Raw genomic sequence first — 22,624 nt, 5'->3', positions numbered from 1 at the left:
TCATTAAAGTTAAACAAATAATAACTTCTCACTAAACCCACACTCATCTGGATCGAAAATTATATCAGCACCATCTTTTGGATACATTCTAATTTTATCTTTTTTATAAAGACCCACTGGGTCTTGTAACACATGTAATCGAACATCTTCACTACTAACTAATAATCTATAGACAAAATAATTTCCTCGTGAAGAGTCTGCAGTATTCCATTCATTTGTTGTTAAGTGGAACCTTGAAAAGTTCAACCTGCTATTACTCGCTGTTGTCTTCACTTCAATATATTTACTTGTAGCATCTAAACCTCTAGACGATATGTCATAGCCTACAGCTAAATCTGTAGGAATTAACTTTACTAGATGACATAAGTCTTCTCGTTCGTTAAGCTTTAAGTATAATTTTTCATGATTAACAATTAGGCTTTCGCCTATATCTCCAATTTTTTTCGGGTTCACTTCGCCATTAGTCAACATCTCTAAATGATCTTTTAAAGCAATATATTCGTCTGTAGAGTCTCCAGTAATTAAAGCTAATACATCAGTATTAAAATAGTCATCATCTATTTCTTCGTTCATATAATTAATCCAACTGTTATTTAAATTGTTTATCTCTCTTAATACAGATGTACTATTAATATCTACTGTTTCATATTCAGTAAACGGTTTGTCCGGTTGACAAAAACGCTCAATCGCTAGACTCTCAGTTTTATTAAGGTAGTACTTTCCATCAGGGTTGAGCTTTAGCATCCTTGCAATTACTAGGTAATCTAGTATGTCCCCAGCATATCTAACGTAATCACCTGTATAATTATAGGCAAGTTTTTTGAGCCTATTATCTTTAATTAGTTCCCAACTGTTTAAGGGGGCTCTCTGATCTCTTGTAACTCTTAAATCATTAAAAATACAGTATGCCGCTTCTACTTTAGATAAACCACAGCGAATACCCGACTCCTTTTCTGCATCATTTAACATTTTAATAATATAAGGTCCTGGTCTAAAAAAGATTTCTTTCTTAATATAATCTCTAATAAAATGATTTTTTAATGCTCCACTGGGATATTGAAATTTATATGAAAACCGTTTGAAAAACTTCACTAAATCTTGATTATCTGCAAGTTCTTTTGCATTTTTTGTTGGAGAAGCGTTTGTTTCATCGTAATAAATTAATCCGAATAATGCATCTATCTCCGTTCTCCAATTATCTAAAGTTTTTTTTGTACTTGTACTGTTCCCAGGAAATCTCTTTAGTGAATTCATGTATTGATTCTGAAATTCCACTTTTGTTTCTTTACCTATCCTACTAATTTCAGAACTTACATAGAATAATACATTTTCTAGATTTCTCTTAAAACGAGGTCTTGTATGATGTAAAGGATAATGAAATTCATTTGGAATAACATAATATGCCACAGATTAACCCCCTAGCAAAAATAATTACTTTATTTGAAAACTCAAAGCTTCCCCTAAAATCTTTGCTAGAATCGGAGGTACAGCATTCCCAACTTGTCTGTATTGTTCAGTCTTATTACCTATAAATATAAAATCGTCTGGGAATGATTGAAACCTTGCATTTTCTCTAACAGTTGGAACTCTATTTTCTCTATAGTGAAAGTGATGTCTATGACCAGTATCTATCGTGTGTGTGGGTTTCTGGCTATGATACCTTGTCCACGCAACATTGAAATTTCTAGATGACCTATACTCTTCAGGTAAGTTTTTATAATTCCCACCTTCAGGTACTAATCCTATTATTTCTCGAGTTTTATCGCTATGTTTAGTTCCAATATGATTTCTGACAACCGTTGAATTAAGACGCATTAATTTCTGATACTTGTTTTGAGGTGCCGATTTATATTCTTGGAAATCTTCTCCCAAAGATAGATGGTCTGAAAGTGTTGGTAAATCACTAATTGCTTGTTCAGCAGTAACTTTTTGATCCTGCAATAAAGTATTTGGAGCAGGAAAAATAAACTTTCCTCTAGCAAGATCCTCTCTTATACCGACAAAGAATACCCTTTTTCTGTTTTGTGGAATTCCATAATCCGACGCTAGCAGAATCTGATGAGAAACATTATATCCTAATTCCCTAAATTCTTCCAATATACTATCTTTTATCTTTCCCTTAAATAAAGAAACCAGACCAGGTACATTTTCAATTATAAAAGCTTTAGGACGTATATCAGCTACCTTATGAATAAAAGATAAATATAATTTGTTTCTTGGATCTTGGAATTGCCTTGGTCCAGAAATTGACATACCTTGACATGGCGGTCCACCTACTATAACATCTATTTCTTTTTTATTAATAATATCAATTATATCTTGAGTAAGTAAAGTCGTTATATCTTGATTGATAACCCTACTACTTTTATGGTTATACTCAAAGCTTTCCAGTGCGGCACGGTCATTATCAATCCCAAGCAGTACATTATATCCAGCCATCTTAAGCCCGTATGAAAGACCACCACAGCCACTGAAAATATCTATTACATTCATTTGTTGCACATCCTTCAGTAATTTACTTATAAAAGTATACAACAAAAACGAGTACATATGTTTTTATCTGATTAACTAATAATTATGTTTCTTTCTCAAAACATAATACGTTAACTCTTTAATAAATATTATCCTATAAACTAAAGAATATTAAAAAAACTAATTATTTTTATTAGTTCCCTCTCGCTCAATGTATTCCGGTTCCCTATCCGCCAAACCCAATCGATCATCCGTCTGATTCATTCTAGGCATCCATTCATAAGTATCTCCACTTCTCTCATAAAACTCATAACGAACGGTCTTATCTCCATCCTCTAAATCAAAGAAACCAATCTTAATATAACGCCCTCCTTCATACACACTAATATCTGCATTCTCACGGGTTATCTGTTCTTCATCCATCCACATCATAGCCGTTTCGTCATTCTTATATAAATCAATCACCTCTTCAATTTCAGCGTCATATTCACTTCCAGCACACGCTCCTAATAACAATCCTAATGAAACAATAATAGTTATCAAACTCTTTTTCAACTTCCTCATCTCCTTTTAATTTTGGTTCATCCTAACATCTATCCACTTAAATTCTAAGAGGTTCATAGATTTCCCCAACCAACTTTCTATTGCTGTGTATAAGTCAAGTGTGCAACCTTCCACTGATCCTCTTCTACTACCATTTCTAACGTCATTATGGTCATTGCTACACTTGATAGATCATTCACTTCAATTCGATTATCAAATAAAACAACAAGCTCCACACGATCATCTAACGATTGCCCCTCATAAAGACTTAAGCTTTCCACACTGGATTGAATCGACTCTATCTCGCTATCGCCGTAAACTTCTTTTAATCCCTCTGAATCTTCAAACTGTAACTGTTCCAAGACTTCATTTGTGGCATAGCTTTCTACTTCTTGCTTCACTGGTTTGTCTTGATAGTTAAAATAGCCATTGATAAAATCATTAGCTACCTCCTTCGCCTCTTTGTTTGTATCTTCATGAACGTCTTCGTTTTTAAGCTGTTCGTTTTGCTCCGACAATGTTAGATTCTCGTTTTTTAAGCTACTGTTTTGAATGATGAAGAACAGCAGCGTTCCAAGCAACAACACAATTATTGCTATCATTTTCTTTTGCATAGATACCGCCCTTTCTTGTTAAAGTCCCAGAGTTTTTTTAGGATCTATCTTGTCTTGATGCGCTTGACCAAGTTCCGTCATATGCTCCAAGTGAAGATGGTTTCCCGTACTGGAACCTGTTGTGCCGCATTTGCCTAACACATCTCCTTGATTAACTTCCTGACCGTTTGATACACCTATAGAAGATAAGTGCGCATAACGGGAAAACTCGTTTTTCCTATGCTGAACAGTGACATAATTGCCATAGCCTACGTTGTTATGTTTTGCCTCAACGACTCTACCATCTCCCACGCTTAAAATAGAATCTGCTGGTGTACAGCCAAAGTCGAGCCCTCCATGGAACGTATTCCTTTCTCCTGTAACTGGATGTGTTCGCCATCCAAATTCGCTGGTAATGCGTATATTTTTTAGTGGCAGTGCCCAATCTGCATCACCTGCTGCGTAATCCGGCTCCGTTTTATCTAAATAACGCATGACATTATCAACGTAGTTAGGATCTCCATAGACACTCCATCCTAAGCGTTCTTTCATATGATTGGAGAATTGTTGTGCTAATTCTTTGCTATAGTTGCCATTGTTATGTTCATTCGCATAATTAATGAAACCATGTCCCATGTTATAACTTTGTAAGGCTAATTCTGTATTGCCACCAGCACTTTCCAAGACATTAGCAAAATAACTCACACCTTGTTTAATCGATTGCTCTGGATCGGTGATTGTATTGACAGGTAGTCCAAGTGATTCAGATGATTGCATGACATCGGCAAGTCGCCCGCCGCTTTCTTGCATCGTCATCGCCATTAAGATCTCAATATGGTCTTCAATGCCTTTTTCTTTTGCATAGCGTTCAAAGTATGGGCGATACCGTTCAATTTCTGGGCTGACTCCGCTAAACGTATACTCTGAATCCATGTCGCTTTCAATCTCAGATTGGGCATCGCTCCCTGTCGTGTTGCTTTCCCCTGTAATTACCATGACAACACCCATGAGGATCATTGCCACAAATAAAAATGGTATGGCAGCAATAAACAATCCACAGCCTAGCTTTTTCATGTCTTATCCTCCCTCTTCACGACAAAAAGGAACGTCTATTTAGACGCTCCCTTTGCTCTACGAGTGTGTCGATCTTCTTCTTTTTCAATCGCTTCTAATTCTCTTTTTTCATTGTGCTGTGCGGTTCTGATAGTTTCTGTCTTTGGTTGATCCTGGCGTTCATTGAGCCTTTTATTTGGTTGAACCCCTTGATTCTCTTTGTTTTGAATCCATTGAGGTTCGTTTTGTGAAGGTTTTTGTTCCGTTCGTTGATTAGCGGAATTTCCACCTTTTGTTTGACGTAATTGATTGTCTCTCTCTGATTTCTCTACCGAACGCAACGCTCGATGATCGTCTAAGTACGTCACATCACCTTGTTTGATAGGCGTACAATTCGATTGTTCCTGATTATCACGCGGCTGTGGTTGCTTCGTTCGTTCGTGTTCTCTTTGATTGCTTTCTTGTCTTGGCGCATGGCGTTCTTCTTTTTGATGAGCCGCAACTGGACTTAAATCTTCTCTTGGTTGCTTCTGTTCTTTTTGCTCTTGTTTAGACGTTTGTTTTTCCGCTTTCTTCTTCCGCTTCTCTGCTTTCTTTTCTTCACGTTCTTGTTGAGGTGTCCGTTCAGCACGCTTCATTTGGTCATTGTGTGCTACAGCCGAAGACGGACTTTCTTGTTTTCCATCTGTCTGTGGTGTTCGCGCTTCTGCTAGTTGCGCATTGTTTCGACCTTCTTTGACACTCGTACGCTCACTTTTAGGTGGTGCTTGATGCTCGGTTTGTTGTATAGGAGATTCCCGTAAACCTGCCGGGCGTGGTTTTATTGCGTTAACAGCCGGATTGACCATTTCATTCCGTACTTGATTAAGCATGTTGTTATCAACCGATGTGACTTTTCCAGCTGTCACCATCTTAATTAATGCATCTCGTTTCCAAATCATTAGAAGCAATACAGCAATTAATACCGTTAGATTAACTAGATACATCGCAAATCCTTCTGGTGGCAAGACAGCATCAACAATGAAACAAAGGACGTAAACAAACAATATGAGAATTCCCAGCATTGCCTTTAACACAAATACACTTAAGAGCTTTCCGATACTAACAAAACCCGAGTATGCCAGCTGCGGAATGTAAGACATAACAAAGGCAAATGGGATGAAGAATGCGAGTGCTAATGCGATTAGCTGCAAGAGGAAATTTAGTAATGCTAGAAGCAAGAACGGTATACCGAGCAGAATGGAACCAAATAAAGCGATTAAGGATTGCCCCATTTGTTGAAAGACATTTCCTCCACCCATGTTTTCGTTGTTGTACTCGTCAATTTCACCATCTACATAACTTTGCCTGTCTTTTTCGCCATCACTCGTTAACTGAAACGCCAACATGCGATCTACTCTGTTGAAATGGCTTCCACCCGGAAAATCTTCTGGATCAGCATGGTCATTCTCATTAATTGCGTTCTCACTTGTCGTACCATAGTTTACAATGAGATAAGGTTTTTTCATTGCCAAATCAAAGTAGACATTTCTCATGATTGAGATAGTACCATCCATCTTGTTTTCAGGATCAATTTGACTCGTATCGGCATAAACACCTTCGCCTTCAGCCACATTAATTAATCCGTTCCCTGCTTCAAGCATGTAGCCTTGAGCTTCAACAGACAATGCATTCAATGACTTCATAAAGTAACCAGCATTAAGCATCCAGTAGCCTCCAACAACGAGTACTAAGAAGAATAATATTGAGCGTCTTAATGCTTCTTGCACGCTCCCCTTTGCAATAAATAAGTAAACGATGTACCCGACAGCAAATATAAACAGCAACTCGCCGAAGTGTTCTTTCAACGTATCATATACGGTAGTTGAAATTATCGTTAATGTATCCGCAAATTCATCGATTGGCTCTAATGAATACAACTTATCCATTGCAGTATCAACGACTAGAACAACGTTCCCAGCTAAAGAAAAGATGACATTCGTAAAGCCTACGAACGCCCCTTTAATTCGACCGTCAGCATCTTCATTGTTGGCTACGTATCTTGATATGGGAAAGCGTTTAATGGAAAGCTCAACGCCGCCTTTTTCTTCTATCTTTGGTTCTGTCATATTCTCTTGGTCATTCGCAAAAACGAGTGTATGAGAACCAAAAAAGAGCAGGGCAATGAGCACTGCTCCAATACTTATCCAAATCGCTTTTTGTTTCCAGTTCATCCTCTCCCTCCTTTCTAGTCCATTCTTGTTAGAAGAAAGAAATCATAGTTGACGCTTTGTAGTTCTTTTTCTGTCAGCTTCTTGTATTCCATGTAGCGGTCATACAACTTGAAACAAAGGGCTTTCTGGTATTTCTCTTGCCTAAATCGGATACGGTTAACTGGGACAGGAAAACCGAGTAGTTCTTCTAAAACGAGTGATGAGGACTCGTGCCCAACATAGCTTTCATAGTTCGTTTCATGTGCGAACATCATTTTTCGTGCTTCCATTAAGGTGATTTTTTCTGCCTTATACAAGCCTTGATTGGTAATAACCAATGAATTTAATATCGCTAACTTCATCCTCTGCCTCCCTTCTATAAATATTTTTCTTCCGCCGTTGCCACTGAAGAAGTCTCAACGGTTTCTAGCGCTCCATACCATTCGTCGAATAAGCACTCAATGCTCATTTTTGCTGTTCGCCCATAATAGTCTTTAAAAAGGCATTGCCCTTGAAACATGTTTTCCATCATGTCTTCGTTCTCTTCGCTCGGCTCCATATTCATCCACTTAAGCACTTCTTTTCGTTCTGTCGGTTCATCAAACGCAAATGCTACACCGAAGTTTCCTGATTCTTCTTCACGCAATGCGTCTTTCGTGCTTTGTGAAATAAAGACAAGGGCATTGTTGTAACTTCGCCCTACACGACGCATTTGCTTTTCCACTTTCCTTCCTTGTTGGCTGGACGTGATAACCCATGCTTCGTCCATAAATTCCATTGTCCGTTCTTCTTTGTTCATACCAAATAGCTCGCAAAACTTTCCAAGCGCAAACATAACGGCACTTGATTTCAGTTGTGAGTTTGTATAGCTTTCAATTGGATCAGTCGCTTCTGGTAGATCAAGGTTTTCGATTTCAACGATACTAATACGTTTGTTTAACGAAAGTGCTTGATTTGAGCCATCATGAACACATAGTTTCATAATGGAATCAGCTACGACTTCATATAAAAAATCCCCAGCCTTTTGGACTGCGGAATCATCGTGGTTTCTCATCAGTTCAATAATTGTCAGTGAGCCAACTTGCTCCCCGTTTTGCTTTTGTTCCAATACATTGGTGATTGCTCGTAGAAAAGCGGTATGAACATCGTCTTTGCCTTTAAAGTCGTACACTTGAGCAAAGATGACTTGCACCATTTCCTTTGCTTGCATCGGTGGAAGAAATACAACTGGATCAAGTGCTCCCCAATTCCCTTCATCCGCTGCATCCAGCGTTGTAAAATGGAACTTCTCAAGATGCTGTGTGAACAGTGGATACTCTTGCTGTACTCTCGGGTTTTTCTTTACCTTATCAATCCATTTCCGTAATTCTTTCTTGGGATCAATGTACAAGGATTTTACATTTAGCATGCTGACATAGATAAACAACAGCTTTGCTAAAAAAGATTTACCTGTGCCTGTATCCCCTGTTATTAGAACATGGGGAGAGCGAGTCTTTGACCCTTTGAGCTGTTGGTTGGCTAAGAACATATGGTACAAAACAGGAAATCGACTTGCTGAAATAGCGCCTTGTAAATCAGCATGCTTCACAAACGGATCCAACCAATAAAAAAGCCAATCTTTGAACCAACATCAGCTGATACACCAAATAACCCTTCTGCCAAACCATCTTGAGTAGTCTTTTGCAGCCAATTTCGGTTTGTTACATCTAATCGTTCCCCGGGAAGAAACTTATAGAACAAAGGCAATTGATCCGCGACTGGAATACGACACGTTATGCCTGCTGACTTCATATGTCTTGTCACAAGCTTTGCCCGATTTTTACATTCCTTCTTGGTCTCCCCTTGTACGACAATGACCGCTAACCAGTTCAACATGTCTACATCATCTTTTTTTATTTCGTTTTGTAAGTGTCTCACTAAATAAGCACTCGCACTTACCGATGAATCTTCTTGATCGCCAACACGGTTTTGTTCCAGCGTTGATTCTTTTAGCTGCTGCTTCTTTAAATTCAAATCCATCTTCGTTTTTGATTTGCTTTCGACTTGCACTTTCATCTCAATCTCTACTGGAAAAGGGAGCGTTTGCGCCTCATAGAATAGTTCACTTTCTGCCATATTATGTCGAAACTCGTCGATCACCACAAATGACATGTAGCCTTCCGATTCATCGCTTGTTAGTTTCAACACACCAGAAGAGGTTGGATCAATTAACGTGTTTGTTATCGCATCTACAGAGGCATTCTCAATCTCTTCCCCTACTTGATGGTCTAAGCCTCGTAAGAAGTTATAGCGATTTACATAGATTAATTCGTCTTCTCTTAAACGAATTCCATTCACCATTGCACATAAACTGGCGGTTGTTTCTTCTGCTTCTTCGTATTGTTGAAAGAAAGAGGTGGAAACACTTTGTTCCCACCCTAATAGATTTACAATTGTATCTGTAGCCGTTGAAAACATCGACATCATGTTTTCCTTAAGTTCAGCATCACTATTAACTAAGTTCTGCTTTAATTTCACCCCTAATATAAAATCATTCTTTGTGACTTTTCCTAACCGTTGATTAAGCAATCGTACCGTTTCTTCTGTATAGTACTCTGCCATTTGCTTTGCGTCTTCTGCGAGATCTTGTTCCAAGTCAGCAAATCGTTCTTCTAGCCGATATTCTTGTGGGTACATCATTAAATGAAAATCCTTATGCGTAGTTAGTTCTTCAAAGAAGGCTTTCCAGTTCCGTTTGTAGCTGTTCACTACTTTTTTATTTTGCATGGGAATGGATTGACTCTTGATGCGGTAATACGCCCACACGTCGCCCGTTCTCGTTAACAGTAGATTGTTCCTCATCGTTTTCATTGGTGTTTTCAATGTACTCACGTTTATTCGCCACCACCTTTACACAGCTTTTAAATTGGATTGTTGAATCACTCATCCACTCGACCTCTCGATCATTACAGAAACGCTTTTTTGGAAGTTTTATTTGGACGTAGTATTTGGCTACATCCAAAAAATATAAATAAATGTTCTTACCTTCAGGCTTAATTTTCGTTACGAGTATGGTTAACGCTAGGGGTAAACCCATTAACCACATCACAAAGGTTCGTTCAAACGCATGAGGAAAACCCATACGAATGATCTGTCCTACAAGAAATGTCATCGCCATAAAAATAAAAAAGTTGATAACTGGGATCAACTCAAATGGAATTGGTAGACTATATGAAGCCGTTAGCTGCTGTACTTTTTTAGGTTCTCTTAATGCTTTCCTGTAGTTAAAAATCGTTCGCAACTTCTACACCTCCTTAGAACGTATCAATGAATGCTTCAATCCATCCGCTCACTTGAGACCAATTTTGCACAACAAATGTGGCGATTCCACCGACAATGCATGTCATAATAATTCCACCTATCTTAAATCGAGCTAAGTGTTTTGCGATCAAGAAAAAAACAAACAGCCCTATTACTTGAGCTACAACAACAAGCCCCCAGTTCTCTACGCCATCTAGTGTCGGTAATCCACTAGGGACTGACCCTACCATTAATTTATTTAATAGATTCATATTCTTTTCCTCCTTCTACTGATAATCCATTGATTCGATGTAGTAATTTCCTTCATGTCGATTAATTTCTAATTCCATAAAAGCAGGCTGTGGAATGTTCGTTCCTTTTCCTCTGAACATCACAGCTACCTCTGCTTTAAATCCATTTTCCACTTCAACGAGTTTTACATCTTGAATCTCTTCGAAGGAAAAAGCACCGTTTAAACTTTTCGGCTCCTTCATCATGTAAGCCAATTCTTCTTTTGGCTCAGCAGCATATCGTTCAAAGAAAGAATGTAAAAACTCCTGAACCGCTGATTGTTCGTCCCCGACATAAGGATCAATGTGTGGTTGCTCTTCCTCTATTTCTATCGTTCCATTTAAGGAATACACTTCTGAAAAATATGGCGTCCCTGCAATGGCAAAAGTACTTTCTTCTGCAATCACCGGAATGTTCAATAGTAACGTTTGCTTCGTCTCTTCATTTTCAATAACAGTTTCAGTCTCTGGTTCATCGTCATCATCTTCCGGCTCGATCTCTACCTCTTTTTCTTTTGGAACTTGGTTCATGAACGTGACTTTATATTGAAATAAGGCTTCTTCTTCTTTCTCTATCATGTTAAACAAGGAATGGCTTTCTAAAATCCTATTACCTTTTAAATCTGAAAGTTGATAAAGCGGATGTTTGTCGTCCTGTAAAGTAGTTGATTGAACCATATAATTTTTCAGCGTTTGTTTTCTTTCTTCTAGTGCTTTATGAGTGTTCTCAACATTGATGAACACATCAATAAACCCTGAAAGATATTGTTCAGCAGCAGGTAATGAAATAGATGATGACTCTTCCTCATCTGCTTCATTTGAGAGATGCGCATTGGTTTCGTTTAAAGCAGACCTTGTATTAACTGAAAGTAGAATAGTTAATAGTGAAAGGACAACAATGCTTCCCAATAATGACCACACGGCCATTGCTGTTCTCTTTGAATGATCTTTACGGATCATGTTTCTTTGCTTGGTTGGTTTCTTGATTCGTTTGAAACGGTGTTTAAGGCGCTCTATCATCGAGCGCCCACCGGATTTAGCCATCCTTTAACCCTCCTTGATCTTGTTCTATATAAGCTAAAAAAGATGCTACTCGTCGTAACACCTTTTTTGCTGAAACATCTTTCTCGTATACTTTTAAACGCCGTTGACCACCTCCGGGCAAGCACGTCATTTTATAGAACGTATATCGATAGGTGGAATAGCCCGTTTTTCTAACGCCTTCAACCACAAGCATAGAACGTTTACTTAAATCCATTACATATACTTGCGAACCAATGCCAACCGTAAACCCTAACAACTTAAACCGTTCATCCAACGTCTTGTATTGAGCTAACATAAAAAATCACTAAACCTCTTTTAGTGGGCTTAGTGATTCAAATTCAACATATTTAATTGGATCAGTCCCACCATCTTCTGATGCGTCTTCATAGTCGTATACAGCAAATCGAGCAATAATCGTTTTCACAGCATTATTTACAACCATCTTTGCATCGATAACCACTTGTTCAAATACATGTTTGCTCATATAACGAACATGTTCTTTCATTCGTTCAATTAATTGATCAGCAAGATCTAGAATACCTTGATTCTCTAGCTCTGTTTCTAGTTGCCCTCTATTTAGTAATTCAACATGTTTCATTATGATTCTTCCTCCTTTATTTTTTGATGTAGCCGTTCAAACTCCTGTAAGTCCTTCTCTAAGTCTGATTCAAGACAATGTTTTGAGTACCAGTCTAAAGCCTCCTTTACTTCTTCATACATTTTTAAGTCGTAACTTTTCATGAAACGTTGCTGTGACTCAATGATCTCTGTTGCTCGTGCAATTAAGAAATCAATATTGTTTCCTATACCAGTGTGCAAACAAGACCGAACGCCCTCGGGCACAACCTCCAAGTAATCACCTCCTTATTTTTAGTAAACCTTGGACGCTGTCCAAACCTGCAAGCTAAACTAGCTTGACCGTGTTTATTTAATCCCCCAACCCCCGGTTTCATTCGGGGGCTCCCTCGCCGGTAGGCAAGAAGAAAAATGGGTTTTTCTTCAACGCCAAGAGGGTTTTGGTTCTGTGAATCTATCAACTCCTTAAATTCCTTTCATTCCATTCCAGTCAGCCATTTACCGTTGACAGATGCCAGGGTTAGCTCCTTTTTTCTCTTTAAGAGCAATCCCATGTTTAACAAACCATGTCTCGTGGACTCGCTAAGAGCACATCGAGCATTTTTTCCTGTTTATCTGACAGCTCTGCATTGACGACCATATCTGATAAATCTTGTCTGCCTAAGACCTGATCTGCTTCAAGTACCATCTTCATCGTTGGGGCACATGAATTTTGAAGCCATCTTCTTGATTTCTCGTAAAACTCATCTTCTGGCTGCATAAACAGGCTTAGCTTGCCGACATCACCTATGAACACTTTCCAAAAGCCACTTGTTTTCCATTTTTCTCTTGAAGCATCTTCATCGGCATCAACAAATCGAATGTAGTTGTTAATAATCTGCATAGCGATATTAAGTAAATCTTGTGACTGAATCAATGATTGAACAGCTCCTTGCGCTCGATCATTTTTAAGCCTTAGTTCGTAGCGATTCCATTCGCCAAGATCTTCAAGAGGAATATTATATTTGTCAGCTTGTTCGTGGTTCTTCTCATAGAAGCAAAGATAAGCTTCTGATTTTTTCGACCCAAAGTATAGTGTCGTTCCCCCATTCGATCCGTCCGCAATATCAAGCGAGCCATTAAAATCTGACTTACGAAACCGTGAAATAGCTTCGCCCTTCTTCACTTTTTCTAGCAGCATGGGGATTTCAAAATACGTTTCTCGATCATCAATCGCTAAGTCAAAGCGACTGAACTTGCCACCATGGTTAATGCAGTCTTTAAAGAAATCAAACCACGTTTTCTTGCGCGCATCTAAGAAGCTTTCGAACTGTCGGCATCCTTGACCAGACATCTCCACCAATACGCCTCGATTGTCACCTTCTTTTGAATAAAAGACTTTAATATGATCAAGCTGATAGGTACCGATGTAACCATAAAAGCCTGACTCCTTTTCTTGCATGTATGCTTTCTTCAAATGAACGATTTGTTCTAGGATGAAATCAACATCATGTGTTTTAAAAGATACTCGCAAGTAGTCAACCATTGCTGTTAAAGGGTTTTGGACTTCTTCCGGTTCTTTTTCTAAGATTACTACCCCCCTGTTAGCTAGGGGGGGTTGGTGTTTTGAGGTCGTCATTCGCTTCGCTCACTCCTCCCACTCGTTCCCGTTTCTGTCGCTACGCTGCCGCTGGCGACTGCCGTCGCCGACGCTCCATACACTCTCACTTGTGCTCGCTTGATTTCTTCCATAAAGTCATATCCTTTCGTGACGAGTGGGCTATAAAATTCCGATATGGTTGATGTGCCTGTGTCGGCATAGCCACGACCTTTAATGCTTTTATTTACAAAAGTTTTGTCTACATCACCAAACATCATGCCATAACCAGATTCAGACATCTTGCCTAATGTCACACGGAAATTAAATTGGTCACGGATACCATCAGCTAAGTACTTGGCATCTGGTCGTTGTGCTCCGAGAACCAAAAAATAGCCCATCTGCCTTCCTAGCATGACGAGCTGTTTCATATAACCTAACGCTTCCATTCGTTCTTGTGGTTCCAACAAATCCATAAACGCTACATATTCATCAAAGAAGATAAACATAGGAGGCAAACCAAGGTAGGCGTAATTCTCTCCTGTCTTGTAATTCGGCATCTGTTTCATTTCCTCTGAACGATTCATCATGCCCTCAACCGACTTACGCAAACACATCATAATGCCATTTTTCTTTGAATACACCACTCCTTTTGGAAGAACCGCTTCTAAATCTGCCAAGTCCGCATTCTTTGGATCAAGTATACGAATCTCAGCATTCGATTTAAGCACAGCTTGGATGATTGTTAAGATGAAGTACGTTTTCCCTCCACCTGTGCCACCAGCAATCAACATATGTGGCAGCTTATCAAATTCCCAATACACGTTTTTCATTAAGCTCATCGAACCGTTTTTGACCTGTACATCTTGAATTGGAATACGATTTTTACTCACATCGTATAGAAGCTTAAAAACAACAAATCCTTCCTCGACTTCACGATCAACTAAATCACAAAATAAGCCATTTTCTAAGTCTGTACTTAACTCAAGGTAACGTGCTTGAAATCGGCTTAAATCAAGCGCAATACGGACGTAAATATAACCATCTTTCACTTGATAATAAGCACGAGGAAAATAAGTGATCTTTCTTTTTGTAACGGTCTTATTTGACCAGCTAGACTCTGTTTGGATGTTTTCTTGTTCGTAATAGCGATTTGAAAAGAACATGCGTGCAATTTTTTGTTTGTGAAGAAGCTGTTTGAATTGATCAAATGCCGCAAGGTAGACGATGCCTACAACGGCTGCTGCAATTAAAAGTGCTACAGCCAGTCTTGATAACAAGAATGACCAATTCCAGCTATCAAACGCAATAAATACTTTATACTGCTCCCAATCATTCCATTGAGAGATTGGAAACGCATCTTTAAAGCTATAAAAAAGGACAGCTAGGAAAACGGGTACAAATACGCCCAATCCTGCTGTCCACACTGCATGTCTCATATGAGGGGTGATTCGATGACCGCGATATTTCCAAAGGCGGCTCCTTATTTTACTCCACACTGTTTCACCACCAAGCTCTAGTTACATAATTATCACCTTATAAATAATAAAAAAGAAGCTGCTTTGACAGCCTCTTTTTAAAGCAACTATTCTTCTCCAAAAGTAAATTCTGCAATGACCGGAAAATGGTCACTTGGGTACTGATCACCATTGCGATAATCATTAATCTCAATGGATTCAGCTAAGATGTTCTTTGTTAGAATCCAATCAATTTTATTATCAGTTCCACCACCTCTAGGATCATTAAATCCATTGAAAGTACCTAACTCTTCGTTTATTTTTTCTTCAGCATAGTCCCACGGGTCTTCAAATAACCCTTCTCCCGTTAATATTCCATGAGAAACACTGTCCGGAGTCGTATTAAAATCACCCGTTAGTATAATCGGTAAGCTTTCATCATACTCATTGATTTTTTCTATTATCAGTTCAGCACTTTTTTGCCTTGATTCTTCCGATTGATGGTCAAAATGCGTATTCACAAAATAAAACTGTTCGCCTGTTGCTTCTTCCTCAAACTTTGCCCATGTGACCATTCGAGGAATTGTATTACCCCAAGAAGTCGAGCCGACTACATCTGGCGTATCGGATAGCCAGTAATGACCTGTATCGGTTGGTTTAAAACGATCGCTTTTATAATATATGGCCATAAACTCACCATCGGTTCCACCCTCTCGACCAAGCCCAATCCAATCGTAATCTGGTAAATCTTCATCAAGGTGGGTAACTTGATCATAAAGAGCTTCTTGCGTTCCTAAAATATCAGGTTGTTCGGTTTCTAAAAAGGACTGAACTGTAGGACGCCTCTCACTCCAACTATGAGGCGTGGGGTCGTTTCCCTCGCTATTGCGCAAATTAAACGACATAACTTTCATGTTATTCATCTCCTCTTCGTTTTCCGAGGCATGTACTTGCTTATCCGTACCTAACAGATAATTAGCTGAGGTCAATACAGCAAGCGCAACCCCCACTTTCAACACTTTTCTCACAGAAAAAACCTCCAATTTGTTTAAGTTGTCTAAACAAGAAAGAACTTCTTTCATATCGCTTATTTAAACCCTTCTATATGAAACTGTTGTTTCCTGTTACTAAATCTTTATTTAACAAACTCAATTTTTTCTTAAAAATGAAAGGTAGGGGTTGATAATTGTCCTTTATTTTTTATCTGAACCAGCTGTTACAGGTTCTTTTTGTTCTTTTGCTTTCGGTTCAAAGTTAGAGTTAGGTTTATGACCAGCTTCCACGATATCTTCTGCCATTAACGTATAAACGATATTAGCAAAATTGCCATTCGCTTGAGCTCTTGCTGTAATTCGCGGATTTACTAGCTCAACTGGCTTATTAAAATCAATTTCTTTTAAGTCAACATAGTCAGGCAGTGTTACTTCTATTTGTCCTTGCTGAACACTTGAGGCTACATTATAAATGCGTGCTTCCAATTTATCCGTTCGTTCTCCCTTTTCACGATCAAAGTACATCTTCTCTCGGTTTAATCCCATAAAAATCATATTTCCAAATGTCTCTTGTGGTTCTGGCTTAATTCCATTTTTTAAGTTCATTATAGTTTCCTCTTTTCGTTTAATAGTTTTATTTTCCAAAGTCTTCTCATCCATTTTCATTACAACAATTTAGTAAGATCCGCTCAGGTTCTGTATCCATCATGGCGCTTGTCAGTCGCTCCAGAGCTTTTTGTCTATCTTGGCAACGTTAGTAGGTTATTGTATAACCATCAAGCTGTATACAGCTATGGCGCACGTATCTTCTTACCTGCTACAGCATTTAAACAAGTGTTAGCTGTGTCCACTTAATACTCACGCCTAGTGACATGACGAAGAAAGTACGCTACAATAAAATTTCCTAGGTTTTACTGGCGTATCTGGCTTCTGTCAGGTGCGCTTTCTTTCTATATGTAATTATCAATGTACTCACTCATTTCATTCGCTTATAAGGTCGTTAATAGTGGTCTATACTCACACTATTTATTGCCTCTCTATTGCAGTAATATCGCTTCGCCCAACCTTATAATTTCGAGAAATGCGACGATACGATACACCATGTTTTAGCAACTCTTCAATGATTGCTTTTGACATTGGTTGCTTCATAAAATAATTGATCTTTGCAGACCTCATTGCTAATTTCATTCTTGCTTGCCAATCGCCTTCCATCTTCTTCGCTAGGGGCACAGCTTCTTTCATCAAATCGCTCATTACTTGAAAAGTCATGATAGATTCCCCATTACATGATCACTTCTTTTTCATTAAGCTTCTCACGTTGGTATTGATCTAAGCCTTTTTTAGATATAAGCACTCTACGCCCTTCTCGCCAAGATGGAAAATCATGATGCTGCGATAATTCGTACATTTTAGATTTGCCCATTCGTAAGTACTCAGCTGCTTCTTGTACAGTTAGAACGTCCGGCATTGAATCATGCGCAGAATAATTTAGTTCGTCTTTAATCTTTTGCAGGAATTCTTCATTTTCTTCTCGAACAATTTGCCTTATAGTCTCTTCAAAGGACATTTAAACTTACCTCCTACGCTTTTGTTTTCTTTTTTGTGTTAATCTCAAGAAAAAGTGTAGCTGGATTTACCTTGTAAAGTTCCGACAATCCGACTGCTACGCTTAAACTTGGATTTCTAACACCTGTTTCAATCATTCCATAATAACTTTCTGATATAGTAATTCCGACTCTCAGTTTCAATAAATCAACGACATCTTTTTGTGACCAATTTTTCTTTTTACGAAGAGTAAGCAAAGATTCTCTGCTAGTAATCGTTGTCACCTCCAACGTTTTGTAGTTTTATTCTATACAACAAAATGTAGCAAGTCAATAGTTTATTTTAACTTTTTGTTGTATTAATTTAGTTTTTGTTTAAAAATCCAACAAATAGTTGTATAATAAGATACCTGCTAGTAAAGGGAAGGGTTATATATGGCAAGCTTTAAAGAACGTTTAAGACAAACTAGAAAAGAGAAGAACTTTACCCAACAAGATGTAGCAAACCATTTAGGTATTACAGTAAGTGCCTATGGTTTTTATGAACAAGGTAGAAACGAACCATCCTTGGAAACCATAAAAAAAATTGCTAACAAGTTTGATGTCTCTTCAGCATACTTACTTGGGGAAACGGACGACCCTCATTCAGCTAAATTAGATGATGTTAATTCAGCTTATTACAATATTGACAATCTAAATGAAGAAGAAAAAGAATTCTTAGACGAACAACTTGAATTATTTAGGAGAATTCGGCAAAATAGAATTAATAAAGAAAATAAATAACGTCCAATCTTTTTAAGTGGACGTTTTTGTTTACCTAAATACCGAACATATATTCTTATAGAGGTGATCTTATGCTAAAGTTTTATTCAAAAACTCCTATAGAACAATGGTTAGAAGAATTCTATAAAGAACATCAAATTCTTTCTCCAAACGGTCTGGATATTTATAAAATAGCGGAAAGTCTTAATATCGTTATTGAAGAAAGTCCAGGACCTGACCGTTCTATATGGGATGATGAAAATAACGTTGCCATTATTTTTTTACATAAAGATCATTCACCTATTGAAAAAAGAGAAATTTTCTTTCATGAACTTTGCCATCCTCTCCGTCACTGTGGATCTCAAGAAAATATGTACAGTGAAGAATTCTTGATGATGCAAGAAATACAAGCTGAGCAGTTTCAGCTATATGCTTCTATGCCATTCTTTATGATCTGTAAATATTGTCATCACCATGACCACCTAGCGTCTACTCTAGCTAACGAATTTCATGTATCCAAGAAGTTGGTGGAGAGTAGGTTGGAGCAAATTGAATCAAGAATACGTGGTGCTGATTAACTACAAAAATTTAATGACATCATACGAGAGCAACCTACCCCAAATTCTTATAAATATGTTGTTAAGAAAGACATCCCCATTCATGCCAGACCATTAGTGGAAAAAGCACTTTTCCAAAAACAGAAGAAGGAGATGACTAGACAATGATTTCATACAAAGTATACTACGACTATCATGAAGGTAAGAAAGCCCCTATATGGCTCGTTCTAAATGTGCGTGATCAATTTATCGACTGGGAAGAGCAAACTCTTATAATAACTGTACAAGCCCCTTTTAACATGCATCCAGCAGAAGAGTTTGATCCAGATGCTATGAATGTGACCATTTTAATAGATGATTTACTTTTAACGACCACTGAGAATGTATTTGGAATTAACTTAACTAATGTAGAACATCGCTTGAATTTACACGGCGTTGATTCAACAGAGGTTGATAATTTCGTCATTCAAGTTGCAGATTTAGAAGATGTACTGCACTTAACTCTGTAAATAACAGATAACGGAGGTCTTAAGATGAAAGGACATATACGTAAACGAGGAAATAAATATGTAATCGTTGTAGATTTGGAGAGAGATCATAATAATGAAAGACGTCAAAAGTGGTTTTCAGGCTACGATACAAAGAAAGCAGCACAAAAAGACATGCCCCGTATACTTAATGAGATTAACACGGGAAATTTTATTGAACCCTCTAAAGAGTCTTTCGCTGCTTATTTAGAAAAGTGGATTTTAAACAAACGGAGTAGATTAAAAGCCTCCACCTTCCAAGTTTATAAAACCCACCTTCGTATCCACATCATACCTAAGCTTGGGAATTACAAGTTGGAAAAGCTCAATAGACTTCATCTAAAGACATTCTTTTCTTATTTAGAGAACGATCTTGGATTAGCTCCCGCTACTATTAAAAAAGTTCATACCGTTATTAGTTCTGCTTTGTCAGAAGCTGTAGAAGATGGAATCGTTGGAAAGAACGTCGCAGCTGGCTTAAAAACTGCACGAATTGAACGAAAAGAAATTCATGTTTGGGATGAAAAACAGCTTTTACAATTTCTCAATTCTAGTAAACACGATCCCTTATATATTGCTTTTCATTTAGCAGCTATGACAGGTATGCGGCGTAGTGAGGTGCTTGGTCTTCGTTGGAAGGATGTGGACTTTAAAAATAGTTTACTAAGAACTGTTGTCACCCACACACCATACGGGGCTTCAGATGGTAAAACTAAAGCTAGTTTTAATCGTACGATTGATTTAGATGAAGTAACTATTACTGAATTACAGAAACGTAAAGAACGAGTAGATTTTGAGAAAGAACGAGCTGGAGGAGGATATAAAGATAATGATTTAGTTGTTTGCACTAGCTTAGGTACACATGTAACACCACGTAACCTCAACCGAAAGTGGTATCAGCTTAAAGAAGATGCTAATGTGCCGTCGATCCGCTTTCACGATTTACGACATACACATGCTACGTTGATGCTGTTGCAAGGCATTCCGGTTAAAGTTGTAGCGGAGAGATTAGGACACTCAAGTATTACAACAACTTTAGATACTTACAATCATTTGTTGCCTTCCATTCAGAGAGAAGCGATAGCGATGTTTAGTAAGAATTTGTATACAACAGGAAATTAAAAGCATAGAAAAATATCTATGCTTTCCTTTTTAAGAATTAATCTCCTTTTACTTATCGGAATGTATTATTGTATATATATAAATTAAAAAATCTGAAAGTATATTATGGAGGATAGATCATGATTAATTCTAGATTAACAAATTCCGCAATTGAAAGAATAACTTTGATTAATGATCGATATAAAAGAATAGGAGTTTATAACAATCTAATTCAAGAAAATAGACATTTAAACCGAGCCTCACATAGAGCCTTCGCTAATCAGAACCGGCTTCTTTCACCTTCTATTTCGAGATCAACAGCTTCCTACCTTAAATCGGCAACTAATGTATTGAGTGGATTTTCACATAGAGCCTTCGTTGATCAGAACCAGCTTCTTTCACCTTCTATATCGAGATCAGGAATTCCTTACCTTGAATCGACAACTAACGTATTGAGTGGATTCTCACACAGAGCCTTCGCTGATCAGAACCGGCTTCTTTCACCTTCTATTTCGAGATCAACAGCTTCCTACCTTAAATCGGCAACTAATGTATTGAGTGGATTTTCACATAGAGCCTTTGTTGATCAGAACCAGCTTCTTTCATCTTCTTTTTCAAGATCAGGAATTCCTTACCTTGAATCGACAACTAACGTATTGAGTGGATTGTCACACAGAGCCTTCACTGATCAGAACCGGCTTCTTTCACCTTCTATTTCGAGATCAACAGTTTCCTACCTTAAATCGGCAACTAACGTATTGAGTGGATTGTCACATAGAGCCTTCGTTGATCAGAAGCAGCTTCTTTCATCTTCTTTTTCAAGATCAGGAATTCCTTACCTTGAATCGACAACTAACGTATTGAGTGGATTCTCACACAGAGCCTTCGCTGATCAGAACCGGCTTCTTTCATCTTCTATTTCGAGATCATCAATAAACTACAACAAAATAATGGCAGACAGTTCATTGGCAAATCAAATTCTCGAAAATGTATTTTCAAAGAAATATAATTTAAAAGATCTTGATTTTTATTACTCTGCTCAAATTATTACTTCGAACCCTTTAGCCAGAAGGGAAACTCTTTATGCTATAAAGAATTATCTTGAAAAAATCGATAAAGAGTTAGCTGTAAATATTAAAGAAAAACGTTCTATTTTTGAGAATATACATGAGTTCTTAAAAAAAATCTCAATTTTTATTGAACAAAAAAAGACTGATTCCATGCCATTTGCTTTTTTAATAATTATTTTAACAACATTGAGTAATAATGCTATTAACGATATTGTTGCAGAAGTATCGCCCAAATTAGCCTGGAACATTAAACATCCACTAACTTTTATGGGTATCGGTCCAGATGAAAGACCTTATCAAGCAGCCAAACAAGTATCTTCAAAATACATGGATCAGTTAATTGATGAACACGGCTATGAATTTGCCAAAGCTTTAGTCCAAGATATTAGGGTCGTTAAATTAGATATGCCTGTCAGAGATTATAAAAGTAAAAAAGCCCATATTTCTGGGGAAGTTAAGATTGGTTACAAAGTTTATGTCTTAGATATAAAAAAAGATTGGACAAAAATAAGTTTTTATAATTCAGATGGGGATCATATTGAAGGTTGGGTACTCACTAGGTATCTAAAAAAAATGAACTAATATCTAAACACCCCTTCAATCAAATAAAGGTTTGCAATTTGTTTGCAAACCTCTTTTTGCGCAAAAAAATAAGCCTCTCCATCATCGGAGAAACCTTAATGTACCAGTACTTATACGAAAGCTTCCAAGCGGACTTGAACCGCTGACCCCCACCTTACCATGGTGGTGCTCTACCGGCTGAGCTATGGAAGCAAAAAAATGGCTCCACAGGCAGGATTCGAACCTGCGACCGATCGGTTAACAGCCGATAGCTCTACCACTGAGCTACTGTGGAACGCAAAAAAATATGTAAGCCTGGCAACGTCCTACTCTCACAGGGGGAAGCCCCCAACTACCATCGGCGCAAAAGAGCTTAACGACCGTGTTCGGCATGGGAACGGGTGTGACCTCTTTGCTATTGCCACCAGACTTATT

Annotated in this window: 27 protein-coding genes, 2 tRNA genes and 1 rRNA gene; 5 read left to right on the top strand and 25 right to left on the bottom strand. The window is 38.0% G+C overall.

Annotated features, from left to right (window positions below; all coding sequences use genetic code 11):
* Nucleotides 1–9: 9 nt before the first annotated feature.
* The 22 genes from PQ477_RS08885 to PQ477_RS08785 form a co-directional block, all read right to left on the bottom strand.
* Entirely contained in the window at nucleotides 10–1,407 is a 1,398-nt protein-coding gene (locus PQ477_RS08885; protein WP_274273393.1) for a protein NO VEIN domain-containing protein, read from the bottom strand.
* A 24-nt stretch (nucleotides 1,408–1,431) separates the two neighbouring features.
* A complete protein-coding gene (locus PQ477_RS08880; protein WP_274273392.1) occupies nucleotides 1,432–2,550 on the bottom strand; it encodes a DNA cytosine methyltransferase in 1,119 nt (372 codons plus the stop codon).
* A gap of 102 nt (nucleotides 2,551–2,652) precedes the next feature.
* Entirely contained in the window at nucleotides 2,653–3,027 is a 375-nt protein-coding gene (locus tag PQ477_RS08875) for a cystatin-like fold lipoprotein (protein WP_274273391.1), read from the bottom strand.
* A gap of 86 nt (nucleotides 3,028–3,113) precedes the next feature.
* Nucleotides 3,114–3,629: a YddI family membrane protein gene (locus tag PQ477_RS08870; protein WP_274273390.1), complete on the bottom strand. Its 516-nt coding sequence runs from the start codon at nucleotides 3,627–3,629 to the stop codon at nucleotides 3,114–3,116.
* 18 nt (nucleotides 3,630–3,647) lie between these two features.
* Entirely contained in the window at nucleotides 3,648–4,682 is a 1,035-nt protein-coding gene (locus tag PQ477_RS08865; protein WP_274273389.1) for a lysozyme family protein, read from the bottom strand.
* A 35-nt stretch (nucleotides 4,683–4,717) separates the two neighbouring features.
* The gene (locus PQ477_RS08860; protein ID WP_274273388.1) at nucleotides 4,718–6,874 is read right to left on the bottom strand and encodes a CD3337/EF1877 family mobilome membrane protein; all 2,157 of its coding nucleotides are present in this window, start codon (nucleotides 6,872–6,874) and stop codon (nucleotides 4,718–4,720) included.
* 14 nt (nucleotides 6,875–6,888) lie between these two features.
* On the bottom strand, nucleotides 6,889–7,215 hold the full coding sequence (locus PQ477_RS08855; protein ID WP_274273387.1) for an STIV orfB116 family protein: 327 nt from the start codon (nucleotides 7,213–7,215) through the stop codon (nucleotides 6,889–6,891).
* Between the two features lie 14 nt (nucleotides 7,216–7,229).
* The gene (locus PQ477_RS20965; protein ID WP_490723218.1) at nucleotides 7,230–8,441 is read right to left on the bottom strand and encodes an ATP-binding protein; all 1,212 of its coding nucleotides are present in this window, start codon (nucleotides 8,439–8,441) and stop codon (nucleotides 7,230–7,232) included.
* On the bottom strand, nucleotides 8,438–9,619 hold the full coding sequence (locus PQ477_RS20960; protein ID WP_490723217.1) for a hypothetical protein: 1,182 nt from the start codon (nucleotides 9,617–9,619) through the stop codon (nucleotides 8,438–8,440). Before PQ477_RS20960 ends, PQ477_RS20965 begins: the two co-directional genes overlap by 4 nt.
* Nucleotides 9,609–10,133, bottom strand: a complete 525-nt coding sequence (locus tag PQ477_RS08845) for a conjugal transfer protein (RefSeq protein WP_274273386.1) — start codon at nucleotides 10,131–10,133, stop codon at nucleotides 9,609–9,611. Before PQ477_RS08845 ends, PQ477_RS20960 begins: the two co-directional genes overlap by 11 nt.
* Before the next feature lie 13 nt (nucleotides 10,134–10,146).
* Nucleotides 10,147–10,404 (bottom strand): hypothetical protein, encoded by a 258-nt coding sequence (locus tag PQ477_RS08840; protein ID WP_274273385.1) that lies wholly within the window; start codon nucleotides 10,402–10,404, stop codon nucleotides 10,147–10,149.
* Nucleotides 10,405–10,419: 15 nt separating this feature from the next.
* Nucleotides 10,420–11,466: a conjugal transfer protein gene (locus PQ477_RS08835; protein ID WP_274273384.1), complete on the bottom strand. Its 1,047-nt coding sequence runs from the start codon at nucleotides 11,464–11,466 to the stop codon at nucleotides 10,420–10,422.
* Nucleotides 11,459–11,761, bottom strand: a complete 303-nt coding sequence (locus tag PQ477_RS08830; RefSeq protein WP_274273383.1) for a hypothetical protein — start codon at nucleotides 11,759–11,761, stop codon at nucleotides 11,459–11,461. The genes PQ477_RS08835 and PQ477_RS08830 overlap by 8 nt, the downstream gene beginning before the upstream one ends.
* A 9-nt stretch (nucleotides 11,762–11,770) precedes the next feature.
* Nucleotides 11,771–12,064, bottom strand: a complete 294-nt coding sequence (locus PQ477_RS08825; protein ID WP_055736564.1) for a hypothetical protein — start codon at nucleotides 12,062–12,064, stop codon at nucleotides 11,771–11,773.
* Nucleotides 12,064–12,318 carry a hypothetical protein gene (locus PQ477_RS08820; protein ID WP_274273382.1) on the bottom strand — a complete coding sequence of 85 codons (255 nt, stop codon included), beginning with the start codon at nucleotides 12,316–12,318 and terminating at the stop codon, nucleotides 12,064–12,066. The genes PQ477_RS08825 and PQ477_RS08820 overlap by 1 nt, the downstream gene beginning before the upstream one ends.
* A 280-nt stretch (nucleotides 12,319–12,598) precedes the next feature.
* The gene (gene nicK, locus PQ477_RS08815) at nucleotides 12,599–13,660 is read right to left on the bottom strand and encodes a DNA relaxase NicK (RefSeq protein WP_274273381.1); all 1,062 of its coding nucleotides are present in this window, start codon (nucleotides 13,658–13,660) and stop codon (nucleotides 12,599–12,601) included.
* Nucleotides 13,657–15,057, bottom strand: a complete 1,401-nt coding sequence (locus PQ477_RS08810) for an FtsK/SpoIIIE domain-containing protein (RefSeq protein WP_274273559.1) — start codon at nucleotides 15,055–15,057, stop codon at nucleotides 13,657–13,659. Before PQ477_RS08810 ends, nicK begins: the two co-directional genes overlap by 4 nt.
* Nucleotides 15,058–15,203: 146 nt before the next feature.
* Nucleotides 15,204–16,103, bottom strand: coding sequence for an endonuclease/exonuclease/phosphatase family protein (locus PQ477_RS08805; RefSeq protein ID WP_274273380.1), 900 nt, complete (start codon nucleotides 16,101–16,103; stop codon nucleotides 15,204–15,206).
* Between the two features lie 165 nt (nucleotides 16,104–16,268).
* Entirely contained in the window at nucleotides 16,269–16,673 is a 405-nt protein-coding gene (locus tag PQ477_RS08800; RefSeq protein WP_274273379.1) for a DUF961 family protein, read from the bottom strand.
* A 420-nt stretch (nucleotides 16,674–17,093) separates the two neighbouring features.
* The gene (locus PQ477_RS08795; protein WP_274273378.1) at nucleotides 17,094–17,336 is read right to left on the bottom strand and encodes a hypothetical protein; all 243 of its coding nucleotides are present in this window, start codon (nucleotides 17,334–17,336) and stop codon (nucleotides 17,094–17,096) included.
* 13 nt (nucleotides 17,337–17,349) lie between these two features.
* Nucleotides 17,350–17,634, bottom strand: a complete 285-nt coding sequence (locus PQ477_RS08790) for a helix-turn-helix domain-containing protein (protein WP_274273377.1) — start codon at nucleotides 17,632–17,634, stop codon at nucleotides 17,350–17,352.
* A 13-nt stretch (nucleotides 17,635–17,647) separates the two neighbouring features.
* On the bottom strand, nucleotides 17,648–17,869 hold the full coding sequence (locus PQ477_RS08785) for a helix-turn-helix domain-containing protein (RefSeq protein WP_274273376.1): 222 nt from the start codon (nucleotides 17,867–17,869) through the stop codon (nucleotides 17,648–17,650).
* A gap of 177 nt (nucleotides 17,870–18,046) precedes the next feature.
* Here PQ477_RS08785 and PQ477_RS08780 point away from each other — a divergent pair, with 177 nt between their 5' ends.
* The 5 genes from PQ477_RS08780 to PQ477_RS08760 all read left to right on the top strand — a co-directional run bounded on the left by PQ477_RS08780 (nucleotide 18,047) and on the right by PQ477_RS08760 (nucleotide 22,210).
* On the top strand, nucleotides 18,047–18,394 hold the full coding sequence (locus tag PQ477_RS08780; protein ID WP_274273375.1) for a helix-turn-helix domain-containing protein: 348 nt from the start codon (nucleotides 18,047–18,049) through the stop codon (nucleotides 18,392–18,394).
* Nucleotides 18,395–18,465: 71 nt separating this feature from the next.
* Nucleotides 18,466–18,951, top strand: a complete 486-nt coding sequence (locus PQ477_RS08775) for an ImmA/IrrE family metallo-endopeptidase (RefSeq protein WP_274273374.1) — start codon at nucleotides 18,466–18,468, stop codon at nucleotides 18,949–18,951.
* A gap of 143 nt (nucleotides 18,952–19,094) precedes the next feature.
* Entirely contained in the window at nucleotides 19,095–19,439 is a 345-nt protein-coding gene (locus tag PQ477_RS08770; RefSeq protein ID WP_274273373.1) for a hypothetical protein, read from the top strand.
* Between the two features lie 24 nt (nucleotides 19,440–19,463).
* Nucleotides 19,464–20,579: a tyrosine-type recombinase/integrase gene (locus PQ477_RS08765; RefSeq protein WP_274273372.1), complete on the top strand. Its 1,116-nt coding sequence runs from the start codon at nucleotides 19,464–19,466 to the stop codon at nucleotides 20,577–20,579.
* Nucleotides 20,580–20,698: 119 nt separating this feature from the next.
* Nucleotides 20,699–22,210 carry an SH3 domain-containing protein gene (locus tag PQ477_RS08760; RefSeq protein WP_274273371.1) on the top strand — a complete coding sequence of 504 codons (1,512 nt, stop codon included), beginning with the start codon at nucleotides 20,699–20,701 and terminating at the stop codon, nucleotides 22,208–22,210.
* A gap of 119 nt (nucleotides 22,211–22,329) precedes the next feature.
* On the opposite strand, the gene PQ477_RS08755 is transcribed toward PQ477_RS08760, so the two are convergent.
* From PQ477_RS08755 to rrf, 3 genes are all read right to left on the bottom strand, one after another.
* A tRNA-Thr gene (locus PQ477_RS08755) sits at nucleotides 22,330–22,402 on the bottom strand.
* A gap of 7 nt (nucleotides 22,403–22,409) precedes the next feature.
* A tRNA-Asn gene (locus tag PQ477_RS08750) sits at nucleotides 22,410–22,484 on the bottom strand.
* 18 nt (nucleotides 22,485–22,502) lie between these two features.
* Nucleotides 22,503–22,618 (bottom strand): 5S ribosomal RNA (gene rrf, locus PQ477_RS08745).
* Nucleotides 22,619–22,624: the final 6 nt, after the last annotated feature.

It is taken from the genome of Shouchella hunanensis (assembly GCF_028735875.1).
Lineage (GTDB): Bacteria > Bacillota > Bacilli > Bacillales > Bacillaceae_D > Shouchella > Shouchella hunanensis.
Note: the sequence above shows the minus strand (reverse complement) of the source record. Positions and strands in the feature narration are given on the sequence as shown.

What these genes read in the sequence shown, in the direction of transcription:
- nicK (WP_274273381.1), bottom strand. Translation starts at nt 13,660, where the DNA reads ATGACGACCTCAAAACACCAACCCCCCCTAGCTAACAGGGGGGTAGTA.
- PQ477_RS20960 (WP_490723217.1), bottom strand. Translation starts at nt 9,619, where the DNA reads ATGCAAAATAAAAAAGTAGTGAACAGCTACAAACGGAACTGGAAAGCC.
- PQ477_RS08780 (WP_274273375.1), top strand. Translation starts at nt 18,047, where the DNA reads ATGGCAAGCTTTAAAGAACGTTTAAGACAAACTAGAAAAGAGAAGAAC.
- PQ477_RS08830 (WP_274273383.1), bottom strand. Translation starts at nt 11,761, where the DNA reads ATGTTAGCTCAATACAAGACGTTGGATGAACGGTTTAAGTTGTTAGGG.
- PQ477_RS08795 (WP_274273378.1), bottom strand. Translation starts at nt 17,336, where the DNA reads ATGACTTTTCAAGTAATGAGCGATTTGATGAAAGAAGCTGTGCCCCTA.
- PQ477_RS08865 (WP_274273389.1), bottom strand. Translation starts at nt 4,682, where the DNA reads ATGAAAAAGCTAGGCTGTGGATTGTTTATTGCTGCCATACCATTTTTA.
- PQ477_RS08880 (WP_274273392.1), bottom strand. Translation starts at nt 2,550, where the DNA reads ATGTACTCGTTTTTGTTGTATACTTTTATAAGTAAATTACTGAAGGAT.
- PQ477_RS08760 (WP_274273371.1), top strand. Translation starts at nt 20,699, where the DNA reads ATGATTAATTCTAGATTAACAAATTCCGCAATTGAAAGAATAACTTTG.
- PQ477_RS08770 (WP_274273373.1), top strand. Translation starts at nt 19,095, where the DNA reads ATGATTTCATACAAAGTATACTACGACTATCATGAAGGTAAGAAAGCC.
- PQ477_RS08775 (WP_274273374.1), top strand. Translation starts at nt 18,466, where the DNA reads ATGCTAAAGTTTTATTCAAAAACTCCTATAGAACAATGGTTAGAAGAA.
- PQ477_RS08810 (WP_274273559.1), bottom strand. Translation starts at nt 15,057, where the DNA reads ATGAGACATGCAGTGTGGACAGCAGGATTGGGCGTATTTGTACCCGTT.
- PQ477_RS08870 (WP_274273390.1), bottom strand. Translation starts at nt 3,629, where the DNA reads ATGCAAAAGAAAATGATAGCAATAATTGTGTTGTTGCTTGGAACGCTG.
- PQ477_RS08855 (WP_274273387.1), bottom strand. Translation starts at nt 7,215, where the DNA reads ATGAAGTTAGCGATATTAAATTCATTGGTTATTACCAATCAAGGCTTG.
- PQ477_RS08825 (WP_055736564.1), bottom strand. Translation starts at nt 12,064, where the DNA reads ATGAAACATGTTGAATTACTAAATAGAGGGCAACTAGAAACAGAGCTA.
- PQ477_RS08860 (WP_274273388.1), bottom strand. Translation starts at nt 6,874, where the DNA reads ATGAACTGGAAACAAAAAGCGATTTGGATAAGTATTGGAGCAGTGCTC.
- PQ477_RS08840 (WP_274273385.1), bottom strand. Translation starts at nt 10,404, where the DNA reads ATGAATCTATTAAATAAATTAATGGTAGGGTCAGTCCCTAGTGGATTA.
- PQ477_RS08790 (WP_274273377.1), bottom strand. Translation starts at nt 17,634, where the DNA reads ATGTCCTTTGAAGAGACTATAAGGCAAATTGTTCGAGAAGAAAATGAA.
- PQ477_RS08835 (WP_274273384.1), bottom strand. Translation starts at nt 11,466, where the DNA reads ATGGCTAAATCCGGTGGGCGCTCGATGATAGAGCGCCTTAAACACCGT.
- PQ477_RS08800 (WP_274273379.1), bottom strand. Translation starts at nt 16,673, where the DNA reads ATGAACTTAAAAAATGGAATTAAGCCAGAACCACAAGAGACATTTGGA.
- PQ477_RS08765 (WP_274273372.1), top strand. Translation starts at nt 19,464, where the DNA reads ATGAAAGGACATATACGTAAACGAGGAAATAAATATGTAATCGTTGTA.